23 protein-coding genes are annotated in these 23,715 nt (G+C 71.3%); 4 read left to right on the top strand and 19 right to left on the bottom strand.

What is annotated here, in order from left to right; all coding sequences use genetic code 11:
* Positions 1-2 precede the first annotated feature (2 nt).
* A complete protein-coding gene (locus tag ALMP_RS31470) occupies positions 3-1,913 on the bottom strand; it encodes a long-chain fatty acid--CoA ligase (protein ID WP_264934585.1) in 1,911 nt (636 codons plus the stop codon).
* Positions 1,914-2,245: 332 nt separating this feature from the next.
* On the opposite strand from ALMP_RS31470, the gene ALMP_RS31465 reads away from it, so the two are divergent.
* Entirely contained in the window at positions 2,246-3,115 is an 870-nt protein-coding gene (locus ALMP_RS31465; RefSeq protein WP_264934583.1) for a MaoC/PaaZ C-terminal domain-containing protein, read from the top strand.
* Here ALMP_RS31465 and ALMP_RS31460 read toward each other — a convergent pair.
* From ALMP_RS31460 to ALMP_RS31395, 14 genes are all read right to left on the bottom strand, one after another.
* Positions 3,101-6,046, bottom strand: coding sequence for a GntR family transcriptional regulator (locus ALMP_RS31460; protein ID WP_264934581.1), 2,946 nt, complete (start codon positions 6,044-6,046; stop codon positions 3,101-3,103). The two genes, ALMP_RS31465 and ALMP_RS31460, sit on opposite strands and share 15 nt — an antisense overlap.
* Entirely contained in the window at positions 6,043-7,035 is a 993-nt protein-coding gene (locus tag ALMP_RS31455) for a hypothetical protein (protein WP_264934579.1), read from the bottom strand. The genes ALMP_RS31460 and ALMP_RS31455 overlap by 4 nt, the downstream gene beginning before the upstream one ends.
* A complete protein-coding gene (locus tag ALMP_RS31450; protein WP_264934577.1) occupies positions 7,032-8,003 on the bottom strand; it encodes a MoxR family ATPase in 972 nt (323 codons plus the stop codon). Before ALMP_RS31450 ends, ALMP_RS31455 begins: the two co-directional genes overlap by 4 nt.
* Before the next feature lie 41 nt (positions 8,004-8,044).
* On the bottom strand, positions 8,045-9,322 hold the full coding sequence (locus ALMP_RS31445; protein WP_264934617.1) for a toll/interleukin-1 receptor domain-containing protein: 1,278 nt from the start codon (positions 9,320-9,322) through the stop codon (positions 8,045-8,047).
* Between the two features lie 80 nt (positions 9,323-9,402).
* Positions 9,403-10,047, bottom strand: coding sequence for a TetR/AcrR family transcriptional regulator (locus tag ALMP_RS31440; RefSeq protein ID WP_264934575.1), 645 nt, complete (start codon positions 10,045-10,047; stop codon positions 9,403-9,405).
* Positions 10,048-10,117: 70 nt separating this feature from the next.
* Positions 10,118-10,417: a DUF4229 domain-containing protein gene (locus tag ALMP_RS31435; protein WP_264934573.1), complete on the bottom strand. Its 300-nt coding sequence runs from the start codon at positions 10,415-10,417 to the stop codon at positions 10,118-10,120.
* A gap of 84 nt (positions 10,418-10,501) precedes the next feature.
* On the bottom strand, positions 10,502-11,026 hold the full coding sequence (locus ALMP_RS31430; protein WP_264934571.1) for a GNAT family N-acetyltransferase: 525 nt from the start codon (positions 11,024-11,026) through the stop codon (positions 10,502-10,504).
* A 72-nt stretch (positions 11,027-11,098) separates the two neighbouring features.
* The gene (locus ALMP_RS31425; RefSeq protein WP_264934570.1) at positions 11,099-11,749 is read right to left on the bottom strand and encodes a UdgX family uracil-DNA binding protein; all 651 of its coding nucleotides are present in this window, start codon (positions 11,747-11,749) and stop codon (positions 11,099-11,101) included.
* 35 nt (positions 11,750-11,784) lie between these two features.
* Positions 11,785-12,948, bottom strand: a complete 1,164-nt coding sequence (gene mqnE, locus ALMP_RS31420; protein ID WP_264934568.1) for an aminofutalosine synthase MqnE — start codon at positions 12,946-12,948, stop codon at positions 11,785-11,787.
* A gap of 47 nt (positions 12,949-12,995) precedes the next feature.
* Entirely contained in the window at positions 12,996-13,451 is a 456-nt protein-coding gene (locus ALMP_RS31415) for an Lrp/AsnC family transcriptional regulator (protein WP_264934566.1), read from the bottom strand.
* Positions 13,452-13,518: 67 nt separating this feature from the next.
* A complete protein-coding gene (locus ALMP_RS31410) occupies positions 13,519-14,172 on the bottom strand; it encodes a UbiX family flavin prenyltransferase (protein ID WP_264934564.1) in 654 nt (217 codons plus the stop codon).
* A 55-nt stretch (positions 14,173-14,227) separates the two neighbouring features.
* The gene (locus ALMP_RS31405; protein WP_264934563.1) at positions 14,228-14,800 is read right to left on the bottom strand and encodes a Uma2 family endonuclease; all 573 of its coding nucleotides are present in this window, start codon (positions 14,798-14,800) and stop codon (positions 14,228-14,230) included.
* A gap of 46 nt (positions 14,801-14,846) precedes the next feature.
* Positions 14,847-15,749, bottom strand: coding sequence for a menaquinone biosynthesis prenyltransferase MqnP (gene mqnP / locus ALMP_RS31400; protein ID WP_264934561.1), 903 nt, complete (start codon positions 15,747-15,749; stop codon positions 14,847-14,849).
* The gene (locus tag ALMP_RS31395) at positions 15,746-17,197 is read right to left on the bottom strand and encodes a menaquinone biosynthesis decarboxylase (protein WP_264934559.1); all 1,452 of its coding nucleotides are present in this window, start codon (positions 17,195-17,197) and stop codon (positions 15,746-15,748) included. The genes mqnP and ALMP_RS31395 overlap by 4 nt, the downstream gene beginning before the upstream one ends.
* Positions 17,198-17,285: 88 nt before the next feature.
* Here ALMP_RS31395 and ALMP_RS31390 point away from each other — a divergent pair, with 88 nt between their 5' ends.
* Positions 17,286-17,612, top strand: a complete 327-nt coding sequence (locus ALMP_RS31390) for a PLD nuclease N-terminal domain-containing protein (protein ID WP_264934557.1) — start codon at positions 17,286-17,288, stop codon at positions 17,610-17,612.
* Position 17,613: 1 nt separating this feature from the next.
* Positions 17,614-18,495 carry a LysR family transcriptional regulator gene (locus ALMP_RS31385; RefSeq protein WP_264934555.1) on the top strand — a complete coding sequence of 294 codons (882 nt, stop codon included), beginning with the start codon at positions 17,614-17,616 and terminating at the stop codon, positions 18,493-18,495.
* On the opposite strand, the gene ALMP_RS31380 is transcribed toward ALMP_RS31385, so the two are convergent.
* The 4 genes from ALMP_RS31380 to ALMP_RS31365 form a co-directional block, all read right to left on the bottom strand.
* Positions 18,392-19,342, bottom strand: coding sequence for a DMT family transporter (locus ALMP_RS31380; RefSeq protein WP_264934554.1), 951 nt, complete (start codon positions 19,340-19,342; stop codon positions 18,392-18,394). The genes ALMP_RS31385 and ALMP_RS31380 overlap by 104 nt on opposite strands.
* Positions 19,343-19,719: 377 nt before the next feature.
* A complete protein-coding gene (locus ALMP_RS44225) occupies positions 19,720-21,114 on the bottom strand; it encodes an ATP-binding protein (RefSeq protein WP_309299560.1) in 1,395 nt (464 codons plus the stop codon).
* Positions 21,115-21,241: 127 nt separating this feature from the next.
* Positions 21,242-22,207 carry an isopenicillin N synthase family oxygenase gene (locus ALMP_RS31370; RefSeq protein WP_264934553.1) on the bottom strand — a complete coding sequence of 322 codons (966 nt, stop codon included), beginning with the start codon at positions 22,205-22,207 and terminating at the stop codon, positions 21,242-21,244.
* Complete coding sequence (locus ALMP_RS31365; RefSeq protein ID WP_264934552.1) at positions 22,200-22,685, bottom strand: nucleoside deaminase; 486 nt, start codon at positions 22,683-22,685, stop codon at positions 22,200-22,202. The genes ALMP_RS31370 and ALMP_RS31365 overlap by 8 nt, the downstream gene beginning before the upstream one ends.
* A 135-nt stretch (positions 22,686-22,820) precedes the next feature.
* Here ALMP_RS31365 and ALMP_RS31360 point away from each other — a divergent pair, with 135 nt between their 5' ends.
* Positions 22,821-23,606 carry a CDP-alcohol phosphatidyltransferase family protein gene (locus tag ALMP_RS31360; RefSeq protein ID WP_264934551.1) on the top strand — a complete coding sequence of 262 codons (786 nt, stop codon included), beginning with the start codon at positions 22,821-22,823 and terminating at the stop codon, positions 23,604-23,606.
* The last annotated feature ends 109 nt before the right edge of the window (positions 23,607-23,715 follow it).

The raw sequence follows: 23,715 nt of genomic DNA, 5'->3' as shown, positions 1-23,715 counted from the left end.
CATTACTGCGGATACAGGCTCTCCACCTGCTCCGCGAAGTCCCGCATGATCACCTCGCGGCGCAGTTTCATCGACGGGGTGAGATGGCCCTCCGTCTCGCTGAAGTCGCGGGGCAGGACGGCGAAGCGGCGGATCGACTCGGGGCGGGAGACGAGCTTGTTCGCCTCGTCGATGGCGCGCTGGAGGACGGCGTAGAGCTCCTCGTCACCGATGAGCAGCTCGACCGGGACGGGGTGCTTGCGGTTCATGTTGCGCCAGTGGGTGAGGCCGTCGGGGTCGAGGGTGAGGAGGACGGAGACGTAGGGGCGGCCGTCCCCGAGGACCATGGCCTGGGAGATCAGGGGGTGTGAGCGCAGCCAGTTCTCCAGCGGGGCGGGGGCGACGCTCTTGCCGCCCGCCGTGATGATCATCTCCTTCTTGCGGCCGGTGATCATGAGGTAGCCCTCGTCGTCGAGTTCCCCGATGTCGCCGGTGGCGAGCCAGCCGTCGGGGGCGGCGGGGACGACCCCGCCGGCCGCCGGGTCCCAGTAGCCGCGCAGGACGTGGTCACCGGCGATGAGGATCTCGCCGTCGGCGGCGATACGGATCTTCGTGCCGGGCATCGGCCAGCCCACCGTGCCCAGGCGGGGCTTGAGCGGCGGGGTCACCGTCGAGGCACCCGTCGTCTCCGTGAGGCCGTAACCCTCGTAGATCTCGATGCCGGCGCCGAGGTAGAACGCGGCGAGGCGGCGGCCCAGGGGGGAGCCGCCGCAGATGGCGTGCCGGACCCGGCCACCCATGGCGTTGCGGATCCGGCGGTAGACCAGGGGATCGTAGAAGGTGCGGGCGGCGCGCAGGCCCGCGCCGGGGCCGTGTCCGGTGCCGGTCTTCTGGGCCTCGACGGCCTCGCCGTAGCGGGTGGCGATGCTCACCGCACGGTCGAAGGAGGTGAGCCGGCCGCCCGCCTCCGCGCGGGCGCGGGCCGTGTTGAAGACCTTCTCCAGCATGTAGGGGATGGCGAGGAGGCAGGTCGGCCGGAACGCGGCGAGGTCCGGGAGGAGTTCGTCGGCCTTCAGGCTCGGGGCGTGGCCGAGACGGACGCGGGCGCGGACGCAGGCGATGGCGACCATCCGGCCGAAGACGTGGGACATGGGGAGGAAGAGGAGGACGGAGAGGTCGTCGCCGTCCGACTTGAACACCGGGTAGAGGAGTTCGATGGCGTTGTCGACCTCGGCGAAGAAGTTGCCGTGGGTGAGGGCGCAGCCCTTGGGGCGGCCGGTGGTGCCGGAGGTGTAGATGAGGGTGGCGAGGGTGTCGGGCACCAACATGCCCCGGCGGATGTCGACTTCGGCGTCGGGCGTGCGCTCGCCCAGTTCCGCGAGGCGCTCGACGTGGCCCTTCTCGATGACCCACACATGCTGGAGGTCGGGCAGCCGGTCGCGTTCGGGGCCGAGGGCCGCCGCCTGGCCGACGGTCTCGGTGATCAGGGCGATGGCGCCGGAGTCCTGGAGGATCCAGCGGGTCTGGAAGACGGAGGAGGTCGGGTAGACGGGGACGGTGACCAGGCCGGCCGCCCAGGCGGCGAAGTCGAGGAGCGTCCACTCGTAGCGGGTGCGGGCCATGACGGCGACGCGGTCGCCCGGCATCAAGCCCTCGGCTATCAACCCCTTGGCGACGGCGTGGACTTCGGCGGCGAACTGGGCGGCCGTGACGTCCTGCCACCGGTCCGCCTCCACCTTGCGGCTGAGGACCACCCTGTCGGGGACGGCCGCCGCGTTGTCGAAGGGCAGGTCGGCGAGCGAGCCGTACGTCACGGGACGGGCGAACGCCGGCACGGACGCCTCGCGTACGGCGCCGTCCAGTCGTCGTGTCTCGGGTTCCACGAGGGCGCGGGGAGCGTCGAAGTCTGCGGAGGTGGAGTACGGGGTGGACACGGGCAACTCCCTGGGCGTGCAGCGACGAAACTGCTTGCTGCAGTGACGTACGTGCCTCGTGTGCCGAGGCGTTCAACCGGGACGGAACCGCCGAAAGGGGTTACCGCCGGTTAGGTAGGGGATCGTACGGGGCTGACGTGTGGGGGGTGTGCGGGTTCGGGGGTGGTCCGGCGCCAGGGCTGTGCAATCTCGGGGGTTATGTGAGTGACCCTCACGTACCCTCCCACCCCGACTGACCTAGGCTTACCCGGGGTAACATCATTCCGGAGCCGGCACCGCCGACGTTTTCCGCGTTTCACGCGTCCTTCGCGTCCGAGCCCTGGGAGATCGACATGGCCGACCGCTGTCCGGATTCCCTCGGTCTTTCGCTCGCCCGGGGTGCGCTGCTGTCCCCCTTCAAACGCCCGCACCCGGACGCCGGCTTCCCGCGCACCCGGCTGCGGCGGCCCGGTCTGCGGGTCGACGCGTGCCGCCTGGCCGCGTACGAGCGGGTCTGCGGCTTCGGGGCGACCGGGGACGACGCCCTGCCGATCACCTATCCGCACGTCCTGGGCTTCCCCCTGGCCATGCGGCTGATGAGCGGCCGGGACTTTCCGCTGCCGCTGCTCGGCCTGGTCCACACGTCGATCGACATCACCCGGCACCGGCCGCTGACCGCGACCGGCATCTACGAACTGACCGTGTACGTCGACTCCTTGGCCCCCCACCGACGCGGCACCGAGGCCTCCGTCGTGACGGAGGTGCGGGAGGGGGAGGCGGTGGTGTGGGAGTCGACGAGCAGGTACCTGGCACGGCACGGGAGGCGCGGGGAGGACCGGCCGGAGCCGCCGTCCGACGCCGATGCCGATGCGGTGATCCTCCCCGTGGTGGACGAGTGGCGGCTCGGCGCGGACATCGGTCGCCGCTACGCCGCCGTCTCCGGCGACCGCAACCCCATCCACCTGCACCCGCTCACCGCCCGCCTCTTCGGCTTCCCCCGCGCCATCGCCCACGGCATGTGGACAGCGGCCCGCTCCCTCGCCGCCCACGGCACCCCACCGGCGGTCCGGGTCCGCGTCGACTTCCGCTCACCGGTCCTCCTCCCGGCCACGGTCACCTTCGCAGCGAACGGCACCCGCTTCGAACTGCGGGAGGCGGGCGGCGGGGAGCGGCGAGTACACGTACGGGGGCGGGTGGACCGGCTGGGGTCAGCGACGCTGTAGGCGTGCCCGAAGCGCTCGGGACTCCAGCAGTTGACGGCGAGCCAGTGCCGTCCCGCGCGGCAGCTCCTCGCGGAGGCTGACAGCTTCGCTGACGGCCGCCAGAGCTTGCTTGCGCTGGCCGATGGTCTGCAACTGAACGGCCTTGGTGTGGAGAGCGGAAGCGAGGCCGACACGGAACCCGCTGTTCCCTTGGACCAGCGCCCGGTACTGACTGACGGCGTCCTCGGCGACCATGCCGGCCAGCGGTGCTTGTCCCAGCGCCCCCAGCCGGGCGGCCAGGGCATCGAGGGCGGCGGCGAGATCGGGAGCATGAGGCATGGACCCGTGCTGCCTCAGAACGCCACACAGGAACATCAGCCGGGACACGGCCTGCTTCCCGTCCTCGAACCGCTCCAGACCGGCCAGCTCGACGGCCAGGTTGGTCAGACTCGCGGTGGCGGCGGACACGTCGAACGCGACCTGTTCCGCGAACAGGTCACGCCGGATGCTCACGACCTCGGTGAGGGTCTCGACAGCCTGCTCGTGTCGGCCCAGAGCACTCAGGTGAACGGCCAGACCGTCCAGAGCGGAGGCGAGATCAGGGAGATGGGCCTCCGGAGCCCGTTGGACGAGCACGCGCCGAATGTCCACGGCTTCGGAGGCGGCTACAAGCCCGTCCTCGTACTGCCCGGAACTCGCGAGTTGCGTGGCCAGCGTCTCCAAACTGGCGGCGAGACCGGCTTCACGATCCGGCCGATCCAGATCTCGCTGAAGGAGCACGGCCTCCGCTGCGGCGTCATGGGCCTCGGCGTGCCTCCCCGTCCTGCCGAGTGCGACGGCCAGCGTGTCGAGAGCGGCGGCGAGATCGGGAGCGAAGGTGTCGGGATGGCCCTGGACCAGTTCACGCAACCGGGCGACAGCCTCGCCAGCGGAAATCATGGCCTCTTCGGGATTCGCCAGCAGCTTCGCGTATTCGGTCAGCGACCGTGCCAGTTCAGCCTCGAACGCAGCGGCAGGGGGAAATCCACTCGCATGCACGGATCGGTAATGTTCGATCGCCTCTCTCAGGTTGCTCAGCGCTCCCTCGACACCTCCGACCGCTGCTTGCCGGAACGCCGTCACGGCCAGTGATCTGGCCAGGTGAGGCAGGTAGGTGTACGGGTCCCTGGAATTGACCAGCTCACGGTAGAAATCGATATTCGGCTGCACTGCGCTCGAACTGAGACGGATTCCCTCATTCCCCGGCTTGTAGCGCGGATTGGGGAGGCAGAAATGCGGACCGTCATCACGGCGTGTCAGCACGACTCTCGCACTGTGGCTGAGCTTCAGACTGACCTGGCGGAGGAGGATGCGCCTGTCGAAGAAGGGCTCCTCGGGATCGGGCAGCAGCTCCAGCGTCTCAGCCACCGCGTTCAGCAGGTCACCCGCCCGACGCCCCCCTCGCTGCGCGAGAACGAGAACATCGGGAACAGGGTGTGGACGCGCCGCCAGGACGCGACACCCGCTTCCCAGCCTCGACTCGACGACACCGAGATCGGCCAATTTCCTGAGCGCCCTCTGGATGGTGTCCCGAGAGACACCGTGAGCGTTGGCCAATTCGCGCTGGGGCGGCAAAAACCCTCCCACAGGGGGGTTCCCGGCGGAGATGTCTTGCAGCAGCGCGTCCACCACCTGCTCCACTGGTCCACTCACCTCGAAGCTGCCACTCAACAACGATTCCGGATTGCGCTCCCCCCTCAGCGTTTCCCCGTCGACAATGATCAGGCAGTGCTCAAAAGGAAGTCGATTGACCGATTCGAGTATTTGCCTGACCGGCAAGCCGCGACCGGACAGGACAACGACCCCGGCAAATCCTCCCCCCTGCACCTCCAGGGCAGAGTGTGCATCAGCCAGCTTTCCCATGATTTCCGCGTCACTCGGCGAGTTCATCAGCTCAGGAAACGCCAAAGAGAACCTGCGGCTCCCCAGCCGATCGGAATTCCACCAGTCCGCGATGGATTGCAGCGGATAGTCCTCGGTACCGATGCCGATGAACACCGACGACAGATCCGGCGGCTGGAATGCCGCCTCCGGCAGTTCGAACTCGGTGCCGCGTGCGTTCCGTAGGCGCAGTGGGCCCGGGGGGACCGTCTGGGTCGTGAGGTCGCCCGCGGCCACCGTCAGGTCGTGGAGGAGGCGGCCGTCCTCGTCGAGGACGGTCAGGAGCCTCGGGTGGGTGTCGGGGACCGTGACGCTCCGGGCCCCTACCGTGGAGGTGACGGCGCCGATCTCGATCTGGTCGTGGGTGCGGCGGACGCCGAGGTGGACGTCGTCCAGGAGGGCGGCGATCTCGGCCGTCTCACCGGGAGGCGGGGGCGTGCGGAAGGCGGACAGGGCCGCGTGGCTGTCCGCGAAGTAGGGGCGGGCCAGTTGGGCCAGTTTCCACGCGGTCGGGGTGTCGAGGACGGCTTGGGGGAGCCGTTCCCAGGCCGAGGCGAACCACTCCGCGACGGCGGTGCGGTTCTCGGTGACCACCGACTTCAGCGCCGGACGGAGCGCCGCGTCGATCTCGTCCGTACGCCCGCTCGCGGTGAGCCAGTTGAGCCTCTCCTCCAGTCTCAGGGTGGGAGAGATGTGCGCGTGGACGCTGTCGACGATCTCCCAGACGTCGTGCAGCGGGTCGACGGAAGGAGCGGAGGCGAGCATCGTGCCCAGCCGCCGCAGCAGACCGGGGCGTTCCCGGGGCGTGAAGACGAGCCCGCTCGGCGCCCGCGTACGGACCAGCCCGCTGAACCACAGGTCGGTCTCGGCCTCCACCCCGAGCCGGGGGAAGGCGTGCAGCCGGACGGCTCTGATCAGGGACGGCTCGGCTCGGGTGGCGACGCTGACGGCCGCGGCGAGATCGTAGGTCGGCGCCGGGAGCCCGCGCCGGGCGGGCGCGGGTCGGCCGGGACGGAGGTCGAGGTCGGTCATGGTCCGGTCCGGGTCCGCTTGAGTTCCGCCGCCACCGCCGTGGCCGTCGTCCTGCGGTCCCAGGTCAGCACGGCGAGCCGGGTCCGCAGCCGGCCCGGCACCCGGCTCGCCGGGAACGGCACCAGCGCGACGGCCGTGCACCGGGCGGTGTGGACGACGCCGAGGAAGTCCCGCCACTCGCGTACGGAGGCGGCGTGCAGGCGCCGCGACCGGCCCGCCAGGCCGAGGTCGGACAGGAGCAGGACGCGGGTGCCCCGGGCCGGGGGCCGGTACCCGCGCCAGGTGGCACGGTCGCCCGGGCCCGCGCCACGGGACGGACAGTCGGAGAAGTAGCGGACGTCCAGGTGCTCGGCCCCGATGAGCCCTTCGAGCTGCTCGACGATCGCCTCCTGGTCGTCGGCGAACGCCGCCATGCCGTCGCCGAGGTCGACCAGGACCTGCACGCCGAACCGGAGCGTGGTGCGCGGAACGCGCGGCAGTTCCCGGCAGGCGACGCCCCGCGCGACCGCCTGGACCAGGGCACCGATGTCGGGCGGCCCGCCGACGGAGGTGCGGGTGGCGAGCGCGCTGCGCAGGACCGCCGGTGCGGCGCGCGGCGGCAGCAGCGGTTCCGGCGGGCGGCGCCGGGAGGGGTCGACGGGGGTCCGTTCGGGCAGGGAGGGCGTGCCGCCCCAGTCGACGGCCGGCGTCGTCCCCTCCGACAGCTGCCGCAGCGGCGGGAAGGTGTCGGCCGGAACGGGGCTCTCCCCGCCTCCGCCCCGCTCGGGCCGGGTGGCCGTCGGGGGTCCGGGGAGGGCCGGAGCGGGGGCGAGGGGCGGGAGGGGCTCGTACTCCTCGCGCCACCCCGTCGACGGCACGGGAGGCAGCGGGAGCGGCACCGGGTCGAGCCCCAGCAGCGCGGCGATCTCCCGCGCCCGCTCCTCGTCGGCGTCGAGTGCGGCGACCGCCTTCACCAGGTCGCCCCACCAGACGGCGGGCCGCCCGCTCACCACCCGTCCGTCCGTTTCCGCAGGGCCATGTCCACGAGCATCTCCCAGCGCGAATCGTCCGGGGTGACCCCCAGCCGACGGCACGCCTGGAAGGCGTCCAGGAACTCGGCGGTGCTGGGCGGACGCGTCCCGTCGTGGTCGGCCTTGCGCCGCTCGGCGACCAGGGCGCCGGCGAGCCGGTCCGCGACCTCCAGGTCCCGTGGGTCCCAGCCGGGCTCGTAGGTGTCGAGATGGCAGCGGGTCACGGCGACCAGCTCGTCCTTGGAGGGGTGCGGCAGGACGACGCTCAGGCAGCGCCGCAGGAACGCGCTCGGCAGTTCGCGCTCCTCGTTGGTGGTGACGACGATCAGAAGGGGCTCGTCCGCCTCCTGGCCGTCCGGCCGGTGGCGTTCGACGGCGTCGCCGGTCTCGGTGACCTGGAAGCGCCCGCTGCCGAGCGGCACCAGCAGCCCGTTGGGCAGGTCCGGGTCCGCCTTGTCGATCTCGTCGATGAGGACGACCGTGCCGCCCGAGCGGGTGGCGTTGGTCCCGGCGTTCGGTTCGGACGCCTCGGTGACCTCCGTGCCGCCCGGGCCCGTGCCGTCCGGCCGCCGCCCACGGGTCCGTGCCGAGGCACGGTCGAACGCCCACCACAGCACACCGGGCCGCACGTACGCGCGCGTGTCCTGGATCCGCTCGGCCTGCGCGTCGCCCAGGCGGCGGACGTGGTCGTAGGTCCACAGGAGGTCCTCGGCCTGTGTCCGGGAGGTGACCACGTGTTCGTAGTGGCGCCACCCACGCGTGAAGGCCACATGCGCGGCGAAGGTCGACTTGCCCGAGCCCGGGGCGCCGCGCAGCAGCAGCGGCCGGTCGGTGGCGAGAGCCACGTCGACGGCCAGCTCCAGCTGCGGGGAGACGACGTACGCCCGGCCGTCGCCGTGGTGGGCGGGGGCGGCGGGCTTCGACGGGTTGTCGGGCGTTTCGGCCACAGCGGGTTCCCTCTTCTCGGGGCACGGTTTCCGACCGTTCCTCAGGCACGGTTTCCGACCGTGGCGGCCATGGTGTCGAACAGGACCGCGTACCGGTCGGCGTCCTCCTCGTCCGCGCGGTCCAGCGCGGGCCGCAGGAAGGTGATCCGGTCCTCGCCGCACGTCCAGTCCTCGTCCGGCACCTCGTCGCCGGTCAGGAGGAGCACGTTGAGCCAGGCGTACGCCTTGGTCAGCTCGCTCACCAGCTGCACCACACGGGGCACGGGCCACCCGTAGGGATCGACGACGAGGTACACGACGTCCTTCCCCGCCGGGCGGAACCCGTCCAGCGATCTGCCTCCGCGCGCGCCCACCTTGCGCTTGACGGCCTCCTCGCAGTCGGCGACGAACGTCTCCGGATCCAGCACGCTGACCTCGGCCACGTGGTAGCTCAGATGGCAGCAGGAGGCACGCTGGACGTAGCGGGTGCCGGTGAGGACCTGTCCGGTGTTGACCGCGGCGACGACCCTCGCGCCGTCGGCGGGAAGCAGCCGGCGGGCTGCCTCCGGGTCGATCCAGACGGGGGCCAGGACGCGGACCAGCGCGTCGAAGTCGGAGCCGACGAACCGGCCCACGTTGGTGAGGGCGTTGTACACCCGCACGCTGGGCGCCCGGCCGAGCATGCGCCGGGCGAGGAACCGATGGCCCTCTTTCGCGGTGACGAAGGGCACGTCGTCGGGCGGGGGGCCACCGTCCGTCAGTTCCTGCGCCGCGGCGCGCAGCGCCGTCCCCTCCGGCACCTTGCCGAGGTAGAAGGTGACGTTCTCCAGCCACATGTCCATCAGGGAGCCGCCGTCCTCGAGCGGGTCCCCGACCGTCCTGCTCAGCCGCTCCCCCACGTGCCGGGCGAGGGTCCGGGGTGAGCGCCCGCGGCCGGCCTGCCGCTGCTCGACGAGCGGCGCCTCGGGGCCGGGCTGCTTGAAGGCCTGGAGTTCGAGGATGCTCTCGATGTCGGTGCCGCGGATCTCGGCCGAGGTGAGCCCGTCCAGCAGGACGGGGATCAGGGTGACCGGCGAGCCCAGCGCCTTGCGCCACAGCAGCATGTTGACCTCGCGGCGGACCCAGGACGAGCGCAGGGCGGCGCGGTTCAGCAGGATCACGGCCGCGTGGCACTGGACGAGGTACTGGTAGAGCCGATCGCACCAGTCGTCCCCGGGCAGCAGATCGTCCATGTCCAGCTTGACGGCCCAGCCCTGCTTGAGCAGTTGTCGCCGGACGGCCTTCGCCACCTTCCGGGCATTCCCCGTGCCGTCGTGATCACTGTGGCTGATGAACGCCATCCGCATCGACCGCTACCCACCCCGCCCCTCGCGTCCCTGGCCGAGCGTCGCAGCTCGTATGAGAGACCGTCAACCGGATGTCAGGAGGCGGGCGGGGACCAGGGGTGGCCGGTCATGAGGTTGCCCAGGCCCGCCCAGGCGAAGTTCATCAGGGTCGCCGCCGCCTGGCGGGCGGTGACGCCCGGTGTCGCGTTGGCCCAGGCCGCCAGGGACTCGGCGGCGCCGACCAGGGCCTCGGCCAGGCCGGCCACCTCGTGGTCGGGAAGGTCGGGGTCACGGTGGGCGTCACGGGCGGCGACCGCGATCAGCTGGGTGACGAACGCGACGATCTCCTCGCGCATCGCGGCGACCTCGGCGGCGAAGGGCTCGCCGTGGGTGCGGGCCTGGAGGTGGAGTACGGACCAGGCGTGCGGGTGCCGGGCGGTGTGGGCGAAGAACGCCAGCAGACCCTCCCAGAGCTGGCGGTCGGCCGGCAGATCGGTGCGCACGCCGGAGCGGACGGCCGCCACCAGGGCCTTCGCCTCGCGGCGGATGCAGGCGGTGAAAAGGTCTTCCTTGGAGTTCAGGTACAGATAGACCAACGGCTTGGACACACCCGCCAGTTCGGCTATCTCGTCCATGGACGCGGCCATGTACCCCCGCCGCCCGAAGATCTCCACGGCGGCGTCCAGCATCTGCTGCTCACGGACCGCACGCGGCATCCGCTTCGTCTTCACGGCACCCATGGGGCAAGAGTAGTTGGGGCCGGGCGAGGTGACGCGAGTCGCGCGGAGCGCGGTCCCCTCACGACGCCGGCTACGACGTCTGTGCCTGGCCCTGCGCCGTGTCGATCGCCTCGTCCTCCTGGGAGCGGTTGGCCTCCAGGTTGGCCTTCATCCGGTCCACCCGCCGCACGACCGTCTCCGAGGCGCGGTCGCGCTCCTTGCGCAGCAGGACGAAGCTGATCGGCGCGGAGATCACCAGCGCGAGCAGGATGATCCACATGCCGTTGGAGGAGCCGAGGCCGCGCGGGACGACACCGAAGTAGACGAGTCCCCAGACAGCCACGAGGCAGCCCGCGAAGACACCGAGGCGCATCAACGTGTAGCGGAGCATCTCAATCCACTCTTCCGATTCCATAAGGGGCCGTCGTCCAGTGAAGCACGCCGGAGAGCGGATCTTGCACGGGGGTGCGGGGCGTCACGTCAGCGGCAGCAGCATGATGACGTCCTCCCGGTCGTCGCCCGGCGCCACCCGTATCGCGCCCGGGACGCGGCCGACCTCCTTGTAGCCGCAGGAGGCGTAGAAGTCCTCCAGGCCGAGGCCGCCGCGGCAGGTGAGCCGTATGGCGTCGATGCCGTCGATGGCGCGGGCCGCCTCGGCGGCGGCCGCCAGCAGGGCACGGCCGTGGCCGGCGCCGTGGTGGCGGGGGTGGACCATGACCGTGTACAGCCACACCCAGTGGGTCATGAGCCGGTGTGTGTTGAAGGTGAGGAACGCGGTCGCCGCGACCCGCCCGTCCGTGTCGTGCCCGACGAGCAGCCGGGCGCGGCCCTCGGCCATGTGCACGAAGTGCCGCACCAGCTCCGGCCGGATCTCCTCCCGCGTCACGGGCGGCACGAATCCGACGGCCCCGCCCGCGTTCGACACGTCCGTCCACAGATCGAGAACACCGTCGCGCAGCTCGGGAGTGACAGCGGGATCGAGAGTGAAGGTAAGGGCCACGCCAGGATATTAGGCCCTACATCAACCCTCACGCCGCGTCGGCCCTGCGCCGACCCTCACGCCGTGTCGGCCCTACGCCAGCACCCGCGCCGCGATCCGCAGGTCCGCCACCAGGCCCCGGTAGGCCGCCTCGCGGTCGTCGGCGCGCAGGACGGAGGACGGGTGGACGGTGGGGACCAGGCGCTGGGGGTGGCCGTGGATCTCGCGTTCCAGGACCGTGCCGCGGGACTCGGTGACGCGGAAGGACGAGCCCAGCAGGGCCTTGCCCGCCGTCGCGCCGAGCACCACGATCAGCTCGGGTTCCACCAGCGCCAGCTCGGCGGCCAGCCACGGCGCGCACGCCGTCATCTCCCGCAGCGTCGGCGCCTTGTGGATACGGCGCTTGCGGGGCTCGGCCTGCGTGAACTTGAAGTGCTTCACGGCGTTCGTGACGTACGCCTCGCCGGGGTCGATGCCGGCCTCCGCCAGCGCCCGGTCCAGCAGCTTACCCGCCGGGCCCACGAAGGGCTTGCCCTGGCGGTCCTCCTGGTCACCGGGCTGCTCGCCGACGAGCATGACCCGGGCGTCGGCCGTCCCCGCGCCGAAGACGGTACGGGTGGCGTTCCGGTGCAGAGGGCAGCCACGGCAGTCCGCCGCCGCGCGGCGCAGGTCGGTCAGACCCGCGCCGTCCGGGACGAAGGGCGCGGCCGTGTAGGCGTCCTCGGGAGCCTTCGTGACAGCCATGCGGGACGAGTACCCGCCGTGGGCCCGGTCAGCGGTCAGACCCGCATCGGCTGCGGCGACTCCCGGCGGGCCGGGTCCGGGCCGTCGTACTCGCGGATGATCTCGTACCGGGTGTTGCGCTCCACCGGGCGGAAGCCCGCGTCGCGGATCAGGTCCAGCAGGTCCTCGCGGGTCAGCTTGTTCGGCGTGCCGTAGTTGTCGGCGTCGTGGGTGATCTTGTACTCGACGACCGAGCCGTCCATGTCGTCCGCGCCGTGCTGGAGCGCGAGCTGGGCGGTCTGGACGCCGTGCATGACCCAGAAGACCTTGACGTGCGGGACGTTGTCGAAGAGCAGACGGGAGACGGCGAAGGTCTTCAGGGCCTCCGCGCCGGTCGCCATCTGCGTGCGGGCCTGGAGCCGGTTGCGTACCTTGCCGTCCTTCATGTCCACGAAGTCGTGCTGGTAGCGCAGCGGGATGAAGACCTGGAAGCCGTTCGTCTCGTCCTGGAGTTCACGCAGCCGCAGGACGTGGTCGACGCGGTGGCGGGGCTCCTCGATGTGGCCGTAGAGCATGGTGCAGGGCGTCTTGAGCCCCTTCTCGTGCGCCAGGCGGTGGATGCGCGACCAGTCCTCCCAGTGGGTGCGGTGGTCGACGATGTGCCGGCGGACCTCCCAGTCGAAGATCTCCGCGCCGCCGCCGGTGAGGGACTCCAGGCCGGCGTCGATCAGCTCGTCGAGGATCTCCGACGCCGACAGGCCGGAGATGGTCTCGAAGTGGTGGATCTCCGTGGCGGTGAAGGCCTTCAGGGACACGTTCGGCAGGGCGGCCTTCAGCTCGCGCAGGGAGCGCGGGTAGTAGCGCCACGGCAGGTTCGGGTGGAGCCCGTTGACGATGTGCAGCTCGGTGAGGTTCTCCGACTCCATCGCCTTGGCGAGCTTGACGGCCTCCTCGATGCGCATGGTGTACGCGTCCTTCTCGCCCGGCTTGCGCTGGAAGGAGCAGTACGCGCAGGAGGCCGTACAGACGTTGGTCATGTTGAGGTGCCGGTTGACGTTGAAGTGGACCACGTCGCCGTTCTTGCGCGTCCGCACCTCGTGCGCGAGCCCGCCGAGCCACGCCAGGTCGTCCGACTCGTACAGCGCGATGCCGTCCTCACGGGTCAGCCGCTCACCGGAGCGGACCTTCTCCTCCAGCTCGCGCTTGAGCCCGACGTCCATGGTCATCCCTCTCGTAGACAGACTCCGTAAACCGTACGCCCCGCGCCCTAGACCTCTTCGGGAAGGTCACCCACACGGTTCTCCCACTTCGTGGAGAGCACGATCGTCGTACGGGTCCGGGAGACGCCCTTGGTGCCGGACAGCCGCCGGATGATCTTCTCCAGGCCGTCCACGTCGTTGGCCCGCACCTTGAGCATGAAGGAGTCGTCGCCGGCGATGAACCAGCAGTCCTCGATCTCGCCGAAGTCCTTCAGCCGGGCCGCCACGTCCTCGTGGTCGGCGGCGTCGGAGAGGGAGATGCCGATGAGGGCGGTGACGCCGAGGCCGAGCGAGGCGGAGTTCACCGTGGCGCGGTAGCCGGTGATCACGCCGGCCGCCTCCAGCCGGTTGATGCGGTCGGTGACGCTGGGCCCCGACAGGCCGACGAGGCGTCCCAGCTCCGCGTAGGAGGCCCGGCCGTTCTCCCTCAGGGCCTGGATGAGCTGCCTGTCCACCGCGTCCATGCGAATCGAAGCCTTCCGAATGAGTTCCTGGGGTGATGAGAGGTACTGCGACTTGCTCAGATGGCGCTCACGGTGTCCGGGTTCCGCCGCCGCCGAGTTCGCCCTCCCAACGGCGGTAGAGGCCGTGCGCGACCCCCGCCGCGTCGAGGACCCGGCCCGCGACGAAGTCGACCAGGTCCTGGATGTGGGTGGCGCCGGCGTAGAAGGCGGGGGAGGCGGGCACGACGCTCGCGCCCGCGTCGTCCAGGGCGACCAGGTGGCGCAGGGTCTGCCCGTTCAGCGGGGTCTCCCGGACGGCGACGACGAGCGGGCGGCGCTCCTTGAGCGTCACGCTCGCGGCGCGTTGCAGCAGGTCCTTCGACAGCCCGAGGGCGACGCCCGCGACGCAGGCCGTCGAAGCCGGCACGATCAACATCCCCTTCGTCGGGTACGACCCCGAGGACGGCCCTGCGGCCAGGTCCCCCGCGCCCCAGTACCGCACCCCCGTGACATCGACGTCGAAGCTGTCCGGCTTCCCGTCGGCTCCCCTGGCCAGCCATTCCCGCAGGTCGTCCTGCCAGTGCGCGTCCCGGAAGGAGATCTGGGTCTCGTCGAGCAACGTGAGCCGCGAGGCCCGGCTGACCACCAGGTCCACGCTTTCGCCCCCCGCGAGCAGCGCCCGCAGCACAGCGGCTGCATAGGGCGTACCGGACGCCCCGGACACCCCCACGATCCAAGGCACGCGCTGCGTTTCTCCTGCGTTCACACCTTGAGCGTACCGGTGAGCGGAAAGGTCTTCAGGACCGGTGGGGCGCGTTCGGATCGACGGGAAGCCCGGCCGTGGGGACCGTCAGCTTCCCCAACGGGCAGTCGACGGTCAGGTCGGGGCCGTGGGGGATGGTGTCGCGACCGCGGTAGCCGTCGGGGCCGGGGTTCCACATGGTGACGACGTGGCCCTGGAGGGGGTCGAAGACCAGGTAGTTGGCGATGCCTCGGGCGGCGTACCAGCGGGGCTTTACCTCGTAGTCGCGACGAATACTGCCCTGGGAGACGACTTCGACGACCAGCTCGATGAGGTCGGGAGAGTACGCGCCCTCGTTCTTCGCCGCCTCCGGCGCCGGAATGACGGCCAGATCGGGGCAGAACTCGTTCTCCTCGTCGAAGGGGAACGCGACATCACTGGCGAAGTCCCACTCCGCGCCCAGCTGAGCCTCCAGGTCATTCCAGACCAGCCGAATGGTCTTGGCGTGGTGGGGCTTGACCGGACTCATCATGATGTTGCCCTCGACGATCTCCATGCGATAGCCGGGGAACATGTCCTCGAACCGGCTGAGCTGCGAGTGCAGGCGATCAAGGTCCGAGACGGTCACGGTGTCCTCCCTGGGGTCCTGCCCTCGATGGTAGGCCGCACGCTATTCAGACGGTCAGACCCCGAACCACCAGATCCAGCAGCGCACACACGAACAGGGCAATGCCGATGAAGCCGTTGACGGAGAAGAACGCCCTGTTCACGCGGGACAGGTCGTGGGGGCGGACGATGGTGTGCTCGTAGAGGAACGCGGCGGCCACGATCAGCAGGCCCAGCCAGAAGAAGGCGCCGGCGTCGGTGGCGAGGGCGTACCAGGCGAGGAGGGCCGTGGTGAGGGCGTGGCAGACGCGGGCCGCGTGGATCGCGGCCGGGATGCCGAAGCGGGCCGGGACCGACATGACGCCGATCTCGCGGTCGGTCTCGACGTCCTGGCAGGCGTAGATCAGGTCGAAGCCGCCGATCCAGATGCCGACGGCCAGGCCGAGGATCACCGCGTCCCAGGACCAGGAGCCCGTCACCGCCAGCCAGCCGCCGACCGGGCCCATCGCCTGGGCCAGGCCCAGGATGGCCTGGGGGAAGTTCGTGAACCGTTTGCCGTACGGGTAGACGACCATCGGGACGACGGCGACCGGGGCGAGGGCCAGGCACAGGGGGTTCAGGAGGGCCGCCGCGCCCAGGAAGACCACCAGCGCGATGAGGGCTCCGGTCCAGGCGTGCCGGACCGACACCGCGCCGGTGACCAGTTCGCGGTTGGCCGTGCGCGGGTTACGGGCGTCGATCTCCCGGTCGATGATCCGGTTCACGGCCATCGCGAAGGTGCGCAGCCCCACCATGCAGACGGTGACCAGGAGCAGCCGGCCCCAGTGGACGTCGCGGTCCAGCTGGAACATCGCCGTGAGGGAGGCGATGTAGGCGAAGGGCAGCGCGAAGACCGAGTGCTCGATCATCACCAGGCGCAGGAACGCCTTGGTGCGCCCCGGCCGGGGGATGGCGGCGGAGGCGCCGCTCACAGTCCGTACTCCGTCCAGCGCCGGTCCACGAGCGCCGCCGTGTCCGGGTCCGACTCCACCATGTCCGGCCAGCCGCCGTCGCGCGTGTAGCCCTCCTCGGGCCACTTCCTCGTCGCGTCGATGCCCGCCTTGCCGCCCCAGAACTGCTGGTAGGAGGCGTGGTCCAGGTGGTCGACCGGTCCTTCGACGACCGTGAGGTCACGGGCGTAGTCGGTGTTGCCGAGGGCGCGCCAGGCGACCTCGTGGAGGTCGTGGACGTCGCAGTCGGAGTCGACGACCACGATCAGCTTGGTGAGGGACATCATGTGGGCGCCCCAGATCGCGTGCATCACCTTCTGCGCGTGCTTGGGGTACTTCTTGTCGATCGAGACGATCGCGCAGTTGTGGAAGCCGCCGGCCTCGGGCAGGTGGTAGTCCACGATGTCCGGGACGATGATCTTCAGCAGGGGGAGGAAGAAGCGTTCCGTGGCGCGGCCCAGCGGGCCGTCCTCGGTCGGGGGACGGCCGACGACGATGGACTGGAGCAGCGGGCGCCTGCGCATCGTCACGCAGTCGATCCGCAGGGCCGGGAACGGCTCCTGCGGGGTGTAGAAGCCGGTGTGGTCGCCGAAGGGGCCCTCGGGCAGCATCTCGCCGGGCTCCAGCCAGCCCTCCAGCACCACCTCCGCCTGCGCCGGCACCTGGAGCGGGACCGTCTTGCAGTCGACCATCTCGATCCGCTTGCCCGCGAGGAACCCGGCGAAGAGGTACTCGTCGATGTCCCCGGGGAGGGGCGCGGTGGAGGCGTACGTCACGGCGGGCGGGCAGCCGAAGGCGATCGCGACCGGGAGGCGTTCGCCCCGGCGCGCCGCGACCTGGTAGTGGTTGCGGCTGTCCTTGTGGATCTGCCAGTGCATGCCGATCGTGCGCTTGTCGTGGCGCTGGAGGCGGTACAGCCCGAGGTTGCGGATCCCGCTCTCGGGGTCCTTGGTGTGGGTCAGGCCCAGGTTGAAGAAGGAGCCGCCGTCCTTGGGCCAGGTGAACAGGGCGGGCAGCCGCTCCAGGTCCACGTCGTCGCCGTGCAGGACGACCTCCTGCACGGGGGCGTCCTTCACCTTCTTCGGCGGGACGTGGGTCATCGCGCCGAGCTTGCCGAACGCCTCGCGCACGCCGACGAAGCCGTGCGGCAGCTCGGGGCGCAGCAGACCGCCGATCTTCTCGCTGATCTCCGCGTACGACTTCAGGCCGAGCGCCTTGAGCAGGCGGCGGTCGGTGCCGAAGACGTTCATCGCGAGGGGCATGGAGGACCCGCGGACGTTCTCGAAGAGCAGCGCCGGACCGCCGGACTTCTGGACCCGGTCGACGATCTCCCCGACCTCCAGATACGGATCGACCTCCGCCTTGACGCGCTTGAGGTCGCCTTCGCGTTCCAGTGCCCTGAGCAGGGAACGAAGATCGTCGTAAGCCATGGGGTCAAGTATCTACGAGCGGCTACCCTGGCCCAGTACCTGGGGCCCGTGCTCGTGGCCCCGACGACCACTTCGCTGGAGAGGCCCCATGCTCCGGGTACTGATGTTCCTCGTGCCGCTGGCGCTGAGCGTGTACGCGTTCATCGACTGCATCAGCACCAAGGACGACGAGATCCGCCACATGCCCAAGCCGCTGTGGGCGATCCTCGTGCTGCTGTTCCCGCTCGTCGGCTCGATCTCCTGGCTCATCGCGGGCAAGCGGCGCAGCCCGGCCGCCGAGGGCTGGTCCGGCGTGCGGGCCGACCGGTCACGGCGGCAGTGGGTCGCGCCCGACGACAACCCCGAGTTCCTGAAGTCCCTCGACGAGGACGGGAAGAGCGACAAGGACGACGACCAGAAGCGGGACGAGCCCTGACATGGAGCTGCGGCTGCTGGCCACCTTCGAGAAGGTCGCCGCCGTCCTCAGCTTCACCCGCGCCGCGGCCGAGCTGAACTACGCCCAGTCCAGCGTGACCGGCCAGGTCCGCGCCCTGGAGGACGCCCTGGGCACCCAGCTCTTCGACCGGCTCGGCAGCCGTATCCGGCTCACCGAGGCGGGCGAGCGGCTGCTGCCGTACGCGCGGCGGATGCGGGAGCTGGCCGAGGAGGCGCGGGCGGCGGTCGCCGAGGCGGAGGAGCCGTCGGGCACGCTCGCCGTCGGGACGATGGAGTCGCTGACCTCGTACCGGCTGCCGCCGCTGCTGGAGCTGTTCCACCACCGCTACCCGAAGGTCCGCCTCTCCCTGCGCCCCACTCTCGGCGACGAGACGCGGCGGGCGCTGCGGCAGGGGACGTACGACCTCGGGTTCCTGATGGAGGCGGAGACCGAGCACGCGGGGCTGGAGGCGGAGGTGCTCGCGGTGGAGCCGCTGGCGCTGGTCGCGGCGCCCGGGCATCCGCTGGCCGGGCGGAGGGCCACGACGGCGGACCTGGTCCGCGAGCCGCTGCTGGCCACCGAGCCGGGCTGCGCCTACCGGGACCTGTTCGAGCGGGAGCTGACCGCGCTCGCCCCGGTGGAGTTCAGGGAGTTCGGCACGATCGAGGCCACCAAGCGCGCGGCGGCGGCCGGCCTCGGGATCGCGTTGCTGCCCGAGGTGACGGTCGCCGCCGAACTCGCCGGGGGCACTCTCGTACGGCTGGCGTGGGAGCCGCCGTTCACGCTTCGCACGCAGCTGGCGTGGCGGGCCGGGAAGCGGCTTCCGGCGCACGCCCGGCTGTTCCTGGAGCAGGCGCGGCGGCTCGTGGCCGAGGAAGCGTGACCCGCAGGCTCGCCAGCACGATCAGCGGCACGCCCAGCGCCTGGACGAGGCCGATGTGGTGGCCGTACACCACCCGGTCGACGACCATCGCGACGGCCGGGTAGACGAAGGCCAGGACGGCGATCTTCGACGTCGGCAGCTGGGCGTAGGCGGCGTACATCAGGACGTACATCAGGCCGGTGTGGATCAGGCCCAGGCCGGCCAGCCAGCCCCAGTCGGCGCCGGTGCCGCGCATCGCGGCGAAATCGGCGAAGGGCAGCAGGAGCGGGATACCGGCCAGGACCTGGACGAGGGCGATCAGGTGCGGGCGCACCCCGGTGATCCGCTTGGTGACGAGCGTGGACAGGCCGTAGAGGAGCGCGGCGAGGAGGGCCTGGCCGACGCCGAGGAGGTAACGGCCGTCGCCGCCGGTGAAGTCGGCCGGGGTCACGCCGGAGACGAGGACCAGCCCGGCGAAGGCGAGGCCGATCCAGCCGGCCCTGGCGGCCGTGAGGCGCTCGCGGAAGAGGAGGGCGCCGAGCAGGACGACGTAGAACGGCTGGGTGTGGTAGACGACCGTCGCCACCGAGATGGACGTGTTCTCGAACGCCTCGAAGAGGAACACCCAGTTGAAGACGATGAACACGCCGCCCAGGACGGCGAGGCCGAGGGTGCGCGGGGTGAAGCCGTGGTCGCGCAGCCAGCCGCGGGCGAGGACGTAGCCGCCGAGGGCGAGCGCGCCGAACAGGACGCGGAAGAACACGACGTTGAAGGGCGACGCACCCGACTCGACGACGAAGACGCCGAGGGTGCCGGAGAGCACCATCGCGGTCGTGAGCTGGGCCGTGGCCCTGTTCTGTGAGGTCATGTCCAGGACGGTAGGGACGGGCGGCGGGGGCGGTCCACGCGCCAGTGGGGCGTTGTGCCGATGGGGCCATCGGTTCTGCCGATCCGCGCAGGTCACCGGCGGTCTACCCGTTCGGGTGGCATGGCGGGGCATGCGGGTGAACCGCGGTTCGCCGGGTGGGCGCCGAGGGATCGAGGGGGCGAACGACCGTCTCGTCGTCGTCCCGTCCGCTTCCTGTCCTTTCCCGGAGGTCCCATCGAGATGCACCGCGTCTGCGAGCACACCTACAGCGCGCCGCCGGCCCGGATCAACTGCGACAACGCGGCCGAGCTGTACTGCACGGCCGTCCGCTTCGGGGGCGACCAGGCGTTCTTCGGCTGACAGCGGTCCTCGGCCCGCTAGGCGGGGGAAGTGCTCCAGCCCCAGTCGCTCCCGGGCCGGCCGGGATCCGGGTGACCCGCGCCGAGGGACTGGGGCAGCAGCACCGCCGCGGTGGTGCCGGGCCCGGTGTCGTGGTGTCTCAACTCGACGTGGAAGCCGTACAGCGCGCACAGGCGGGCCACCACGACGTGGCCCACCCCCCGGGCCGCCGTGGTGTCCACGGCGGACGGCGGGTGGGCCAGCCCGTGGTTGACGGCCGCGAGGCCCTCCGCGGTGAGGCCGACGCCCTGGTCGTGGATCTCGACCAGGAGCCGGCCGTCGGACAGCCGGACCGCGCCCACGCGGACCCTGGTCCCCGGCGGGGAGAACCGTGTCCCGTTCTCCATCAGCTCCGCCAGCAGACGCATCAGTCCGGTCACGGCATCGCCGGCGACCCCCACCTGCGGGATGTCCGACAGCTCGATCCGCTCGTACTGCTCCACCTCGGAGGACGCGGCGCGCACCACGTCGACCAGCGGGACCGGCTCGGCGAATCCCTGTCCGGGCCGCTCGCCGGCCAGGACCTGGAGCGTCTCGCCGGTGCGCCGCAGCCGGGTGGCCAGGTGGTCCACCCGGAAGAGCTTCTCCAGCTGGTCCGGGTCGGCCTCGTTGTTCTCCAGCTCCGTGATCAGCGTCAGCTGGCGGTGCAGCAGGTCCAGCTGGCGGCGGGCCATGGTGGCGAAGAACCCGGCGGGGTGCGGGACGCCGTCGTCCGGCTCCTCCGCGGCGGCGAGTTCCGCCTCCCGTCGTGTGCAGCGGAGCCGGGCCTCGTCGCGCTCCCGGACCGCCGCGGCGAGCGCCTCCTCCAGCTCCTCGACCGTCGCGCGCAGCCGCTCGCGGCGGACGTCGGGCTCGGCCTCGCGGCCGTCGTGGAGGCGGGCGGTGGCCTCGTCCAGTTCCTGCCGGTGCCGGGACAGGCTCCGTTCCAGGTCACGGACGCGCAGCTCGGCCCGTTCCCGGTCGACGACGGCGGCCTCCAGGCGGTCTCCGGCCAGCTGCTCGGCGTACCGGGCGGGCCGCTCGGTGAGCAGGGCGTCACGGTGGCGCCGGTACAGGCGCGCCTGTAACTCGGCGGAGACGCCACCGCCGTTGCGCTCGCAGGCCGACCTCATCAGGACGTCCAGGAACTGCTTGTCGGGGATGCGCTCGCCGTTGAGCCAGCGGGCGACCGAGGGCGGGCCGAGGTGGTGGAGGACGGCGAACTCCCGCAGGGTCAGCCGTGTGGCCGCGAACAGGCCCCGCAGCGCCAGGGCCAGATCCCGGGCGTGCGGGGAGAGTTCCGGCGGCAGGGGCGGGAAGCCGTCGAGGTGCTCCACGTCCCCGAAGGACGGACCCGAGGACCGGCCCCCACCGTGGAATGCGTGCTTCCCCACTGATCGTCCCGCCTCTCCGTGCCCTTCGACGCCCTAGGTTCCCACCCTTTTCGCCGGGTTTTCGCCGTCCGCCGGCGAACGCGTCGAAGGACGGCCGCCTTCCGGCCGCCGTAACACGGCGCGGACGTCACTCCACGGTGATGGAGTTCAGCTTCTCCCGCAGGTACACGTGGGAGTCGACCGGCTCGTACGCCACCCGGCCGACCGGTGCGGGGACGGACTCCACGCGTGTGCCCGGGGTGCACTCACCGAAGTAGACGAGGGACATCAGCTCCTCGGCGGGGGCGTCGGCGGGCGGGGGCAGCACCCGGTGCCGGCCGGACCGCCAGCGGTCCCCCGTCCAACGGGCCAGCAGGTCACCGATGTTGATGGTGAACGCCTCCGGGTCGTAGGGCGCGTCCTGCCAGCCGCCGTCGTCCGTGTGGACCTGGAGCCCGCCCTTGCCGGCCTGGCGGTCGAGGACGGTGACCGTGCCGAAGTCGGTGTGCGGGCCGATGCGGAACTGGCCCGGCCGCGGCGCACCGACGACGTCCGTGCCCGGATACCAGTTGATGTTGAAGCCGTAGGTCGGGTGGTCCATGTGGCGGGAGAAGAAGTCCGGTTCGAGGCCGAGGGCCTCGCCGAGCAGCGAGAGCAGCCGCCTCTCCAGCTCGGCCATCCTTTCCAGGTACTCCTCGCACAGCGCCCGCAGTTCCGGCACCTGCGCCGGCCACACGTTCGGCGCGTACCACTCGGCGTTGACGACCGGGTCGTCGAACGGCTCGTGCGTGGCGAAGGTCAGGGACTCCTTGAGGTCGGGCGGTGTCGGCGTGCCCTCCGCGTAGCCGTTGGCCTCGGCGCCGGGACCGAGCCAGCCGCGGCCGCCGACCTTCGCCGCGTACGTCTGCTTCACCGCCTCCGGGAGGAGGAAGAAGGTCCGTGCCGCCGCCCGGATGCGGGCGCGGAGTGCCGGGTCCACGCCGTGCCCGGTGACCAGCAGGAACCCGGCGCGCTGAAGGGCGTCGTCGACGGTGCGCGCGATGGCGGCGCGCTCCTCGGCGTCACCCGACAGCCATGGGCGCAGGTCGATCGTGGGGATGCGGGGTTCACTCACCGATGTCCTCGTTCCACAGGGCCGGGTTCTTGTCGATGAAGTCGCGCATCAGCGCGACGCACTCGGGATCGTCCAGCAGGAGCACCCGCACGCCGTGTCCGGCCAGCCAGTCGTGGCCGCCGTGGAAGGTGGTCGCCTCACCGATCACCACCCGCGAGATGCCGAACTGCCGGACCAGGCCGGAGCAGTACCAGCACGGGGAGAGGGTGGTCACCATCGTGGTGCCCCGGTACGTCCGCCGGCGGCCCGCCGCGCGGAAGGCGGCCGTCTCCGCGTGCAGGGAGGGGTCGCCGTCCTGGACGCGGCGGTTGTGGCCACGGCCGAGGAGCGTGCCGTCGGGGCCGTAGAGCGCGGCGCCGATCGGGATGCCGCCCTCGGCGAGACCGGCGCGGGCCTCGGCGACGGCGGTGGCGAGCCAGGCGCGGGCCGTCTCCCGGTCCACCCGATCCGCCTGTTCTGCCTTGTCCGTGGGCTTCATGACTCCATGCTCCCGGTGCCGGAACGCCAGGGCAACGTCACGCCTCGTAGCGCCGAGAGGCGCCGGAGACGGGCAGGTAACCTGTGCCGGTCGTCGCCGCGTCAGGGGCGGTTGGCCCCGTGGAAGGAATCGGACATGGTTGCTGCTCCGGTGCTGGAGGAGCTGCGTGAGGTGTGCCAGCCGCACGCCAAGCTGGCGAGCCGCAACGGCGAACACTGGGCGGGCCGGCTGTACATGCGGCGGATCTCGCTGCGGTTCACCCGGCAGCTGGTGCGCACCCCGGTCACCCCGGACCAGCTGACCTGGACGATGGTGGTGTGCGGGATCCTCTCCGGCGCCGCGCTGCTGATTCCCGGCCTGCCCGGTGCCGTGCTGGCGGCCCTCTTCATGCAGCTGTTCCTGCTCTTCGACTGCGTGGACGGCGAGGTCGCCCGCTGGAAGGGGCAGAACAGCGCGACCGGCATCTACGTCGACCGGCTCGGCGCCTACCTCGCCGACGCGGCGCTGATGATCGGCTTCGGCTTCCGGGCCGCCGAGACCGGCCTCGGCGGCTGGGAGGGCTTCGACGGCTGGGTCTCCCTGGGGCTCGCCACCGCGCTCGGTGTGGTGCTGCTGAAGGCCTCCACCGACCTGGTGGACGTGGCCCGTGCCCGCCGGGGGCTCGCCGTCGCCGACGACGAGGCGACCCGGCCCCGCTCGGCGGGCGTCGCCTCGGTGCGCCGGCTCGCCGCCGCGTTCAAGATCCACCGGGTCACCAACGGCATCGAGGCCTCCCTCGTCCTGCTCGTCGTCGCCGTCGCGGACACGGTGACCGGCGGCCTGGAGCCGACCCGCTGGGCGCTGGCCGCGATCGCCGCCATCACCTGGCTGATGGTCCCGGCCCACCTGCTGTCGATCCTGTCGTCCTCGCGCCTGCGCTGAGAGGACCGACGGGTACAAATCGCTCCTACCCGGACCATCCCGGCGGCCCGGCGGAAATTTCGTAACCAGACGGACACCACGCGATCTGGCCGACACCAACTCCCTCTCC

Source organism: Streptomyces sp. A012304, assembly GCF_026008495.1.
GTDB lineage: Bacteria > Actinomycetota > Actinomycetes > Streptomycetales > Streptomycetaceae > Streptomyces.
Note: the sequence above shows the minus strand (reverse complement) of the source record. Positions and strands in the feature narration are given on the sequence as shown.

Coding starts and splice junctions, on each gene's coding strand:
- ALMP_RS31465 (WP_264934583.1), top strand. CDS start 2,246: ATGGCCGACCGCTGTCCGGATTCCCTCGGTCTTTCGCTCGCCCGGGGT.
- ALMP_RS31460 (WP_264934581.1), bottom strand. CDS start 6,046: ATGACCGACCTCGACCTCCGTCCCGGCCGACCCGCGCCCGCCCGGCGC.
- ALMP_RS31445 (WP_264934617.1), bottom strand. CDS start 9,322: ATGGCGTTCATCAGCCACAGTGATCACGACGGCACGGGGAATGCCCGG.
- ALMP_RS31440 (WP_264934575.1), bottom strand. CDS start 10,047: ATGGGTGCCGTGAAGACGAAGCGGATGCCGCGTGCGGTCCGTGAGCAG.
- ALMP_RS31435 (WP_264934573.1), bottom strand. CDS start 10,417: ATGCTCCGCTACACGTTGATGCGCCTCGGTGTCTTCGCGGGCTGCCTC.
- ALMP_RS31425 (WP_264934570.1), bottom strand. CDS start 11,749: ATGGCTGTCACGAAGGCTCCCGAGGACGCCTACACGGCCGCGCCCTTC.
- mqnE (WP_264934568.1), bottom strand. CDS start 12,948: ATGGACGTCGGGCTCAAGCGCGAGCTGGAGGAGAAGGTCCGCTCCGGT.
- ALMP_RS31415 (WP_264934566.1), bottom strand. CDS start 13,451: ATGGACGCGGTGGACAGGCAGCTCATCCAGGCCCTGAGGGAGAACGGC.
- ALMP_RS31395 (WP_264934559.1), bottom strand. CDS start 17,197: ATGGCTTACGACGATCTTCGTTCCCTGCTCAGGGCACTGGAACGCGAA.
- ALMP_RS31390 (WP_264934557.1), top strand. CDS start 17,286: ATGCTCCGGGTACTGATGTTCCTCGTGCCGCTGGCGCTGAGCGTGTAC.
- ALMP_RS31385 (WP_264934555.1), top strand. CDS start 17,614: ATGGAGCTGCGGCTGCTGGCCACCTTCGAGAAGGTCGCCGCCGTCCTC.
- ALMP_RS31380 (WP_264934554.1), bottom strand. CDS start 19,342: ATGACCTCACAGAACAGGGCCACGGCCCAGCTCACGACCGCGATGGTG.
- ALMP_RS31365 (WP_264934552.1), bottom strand. CDS start 22,685: ATGAAGCCCACGGACAAGGCAGAACAGGCGGATCGGGTGGACCGGGAG.
- ALMP_RS31360 (WP_264934551.1), top strand. CDS start 22,821: ATGGTTGCTGCTCCGGTGCTGGAGGAGCTGCGTGAGGTGTGCCAGCCG.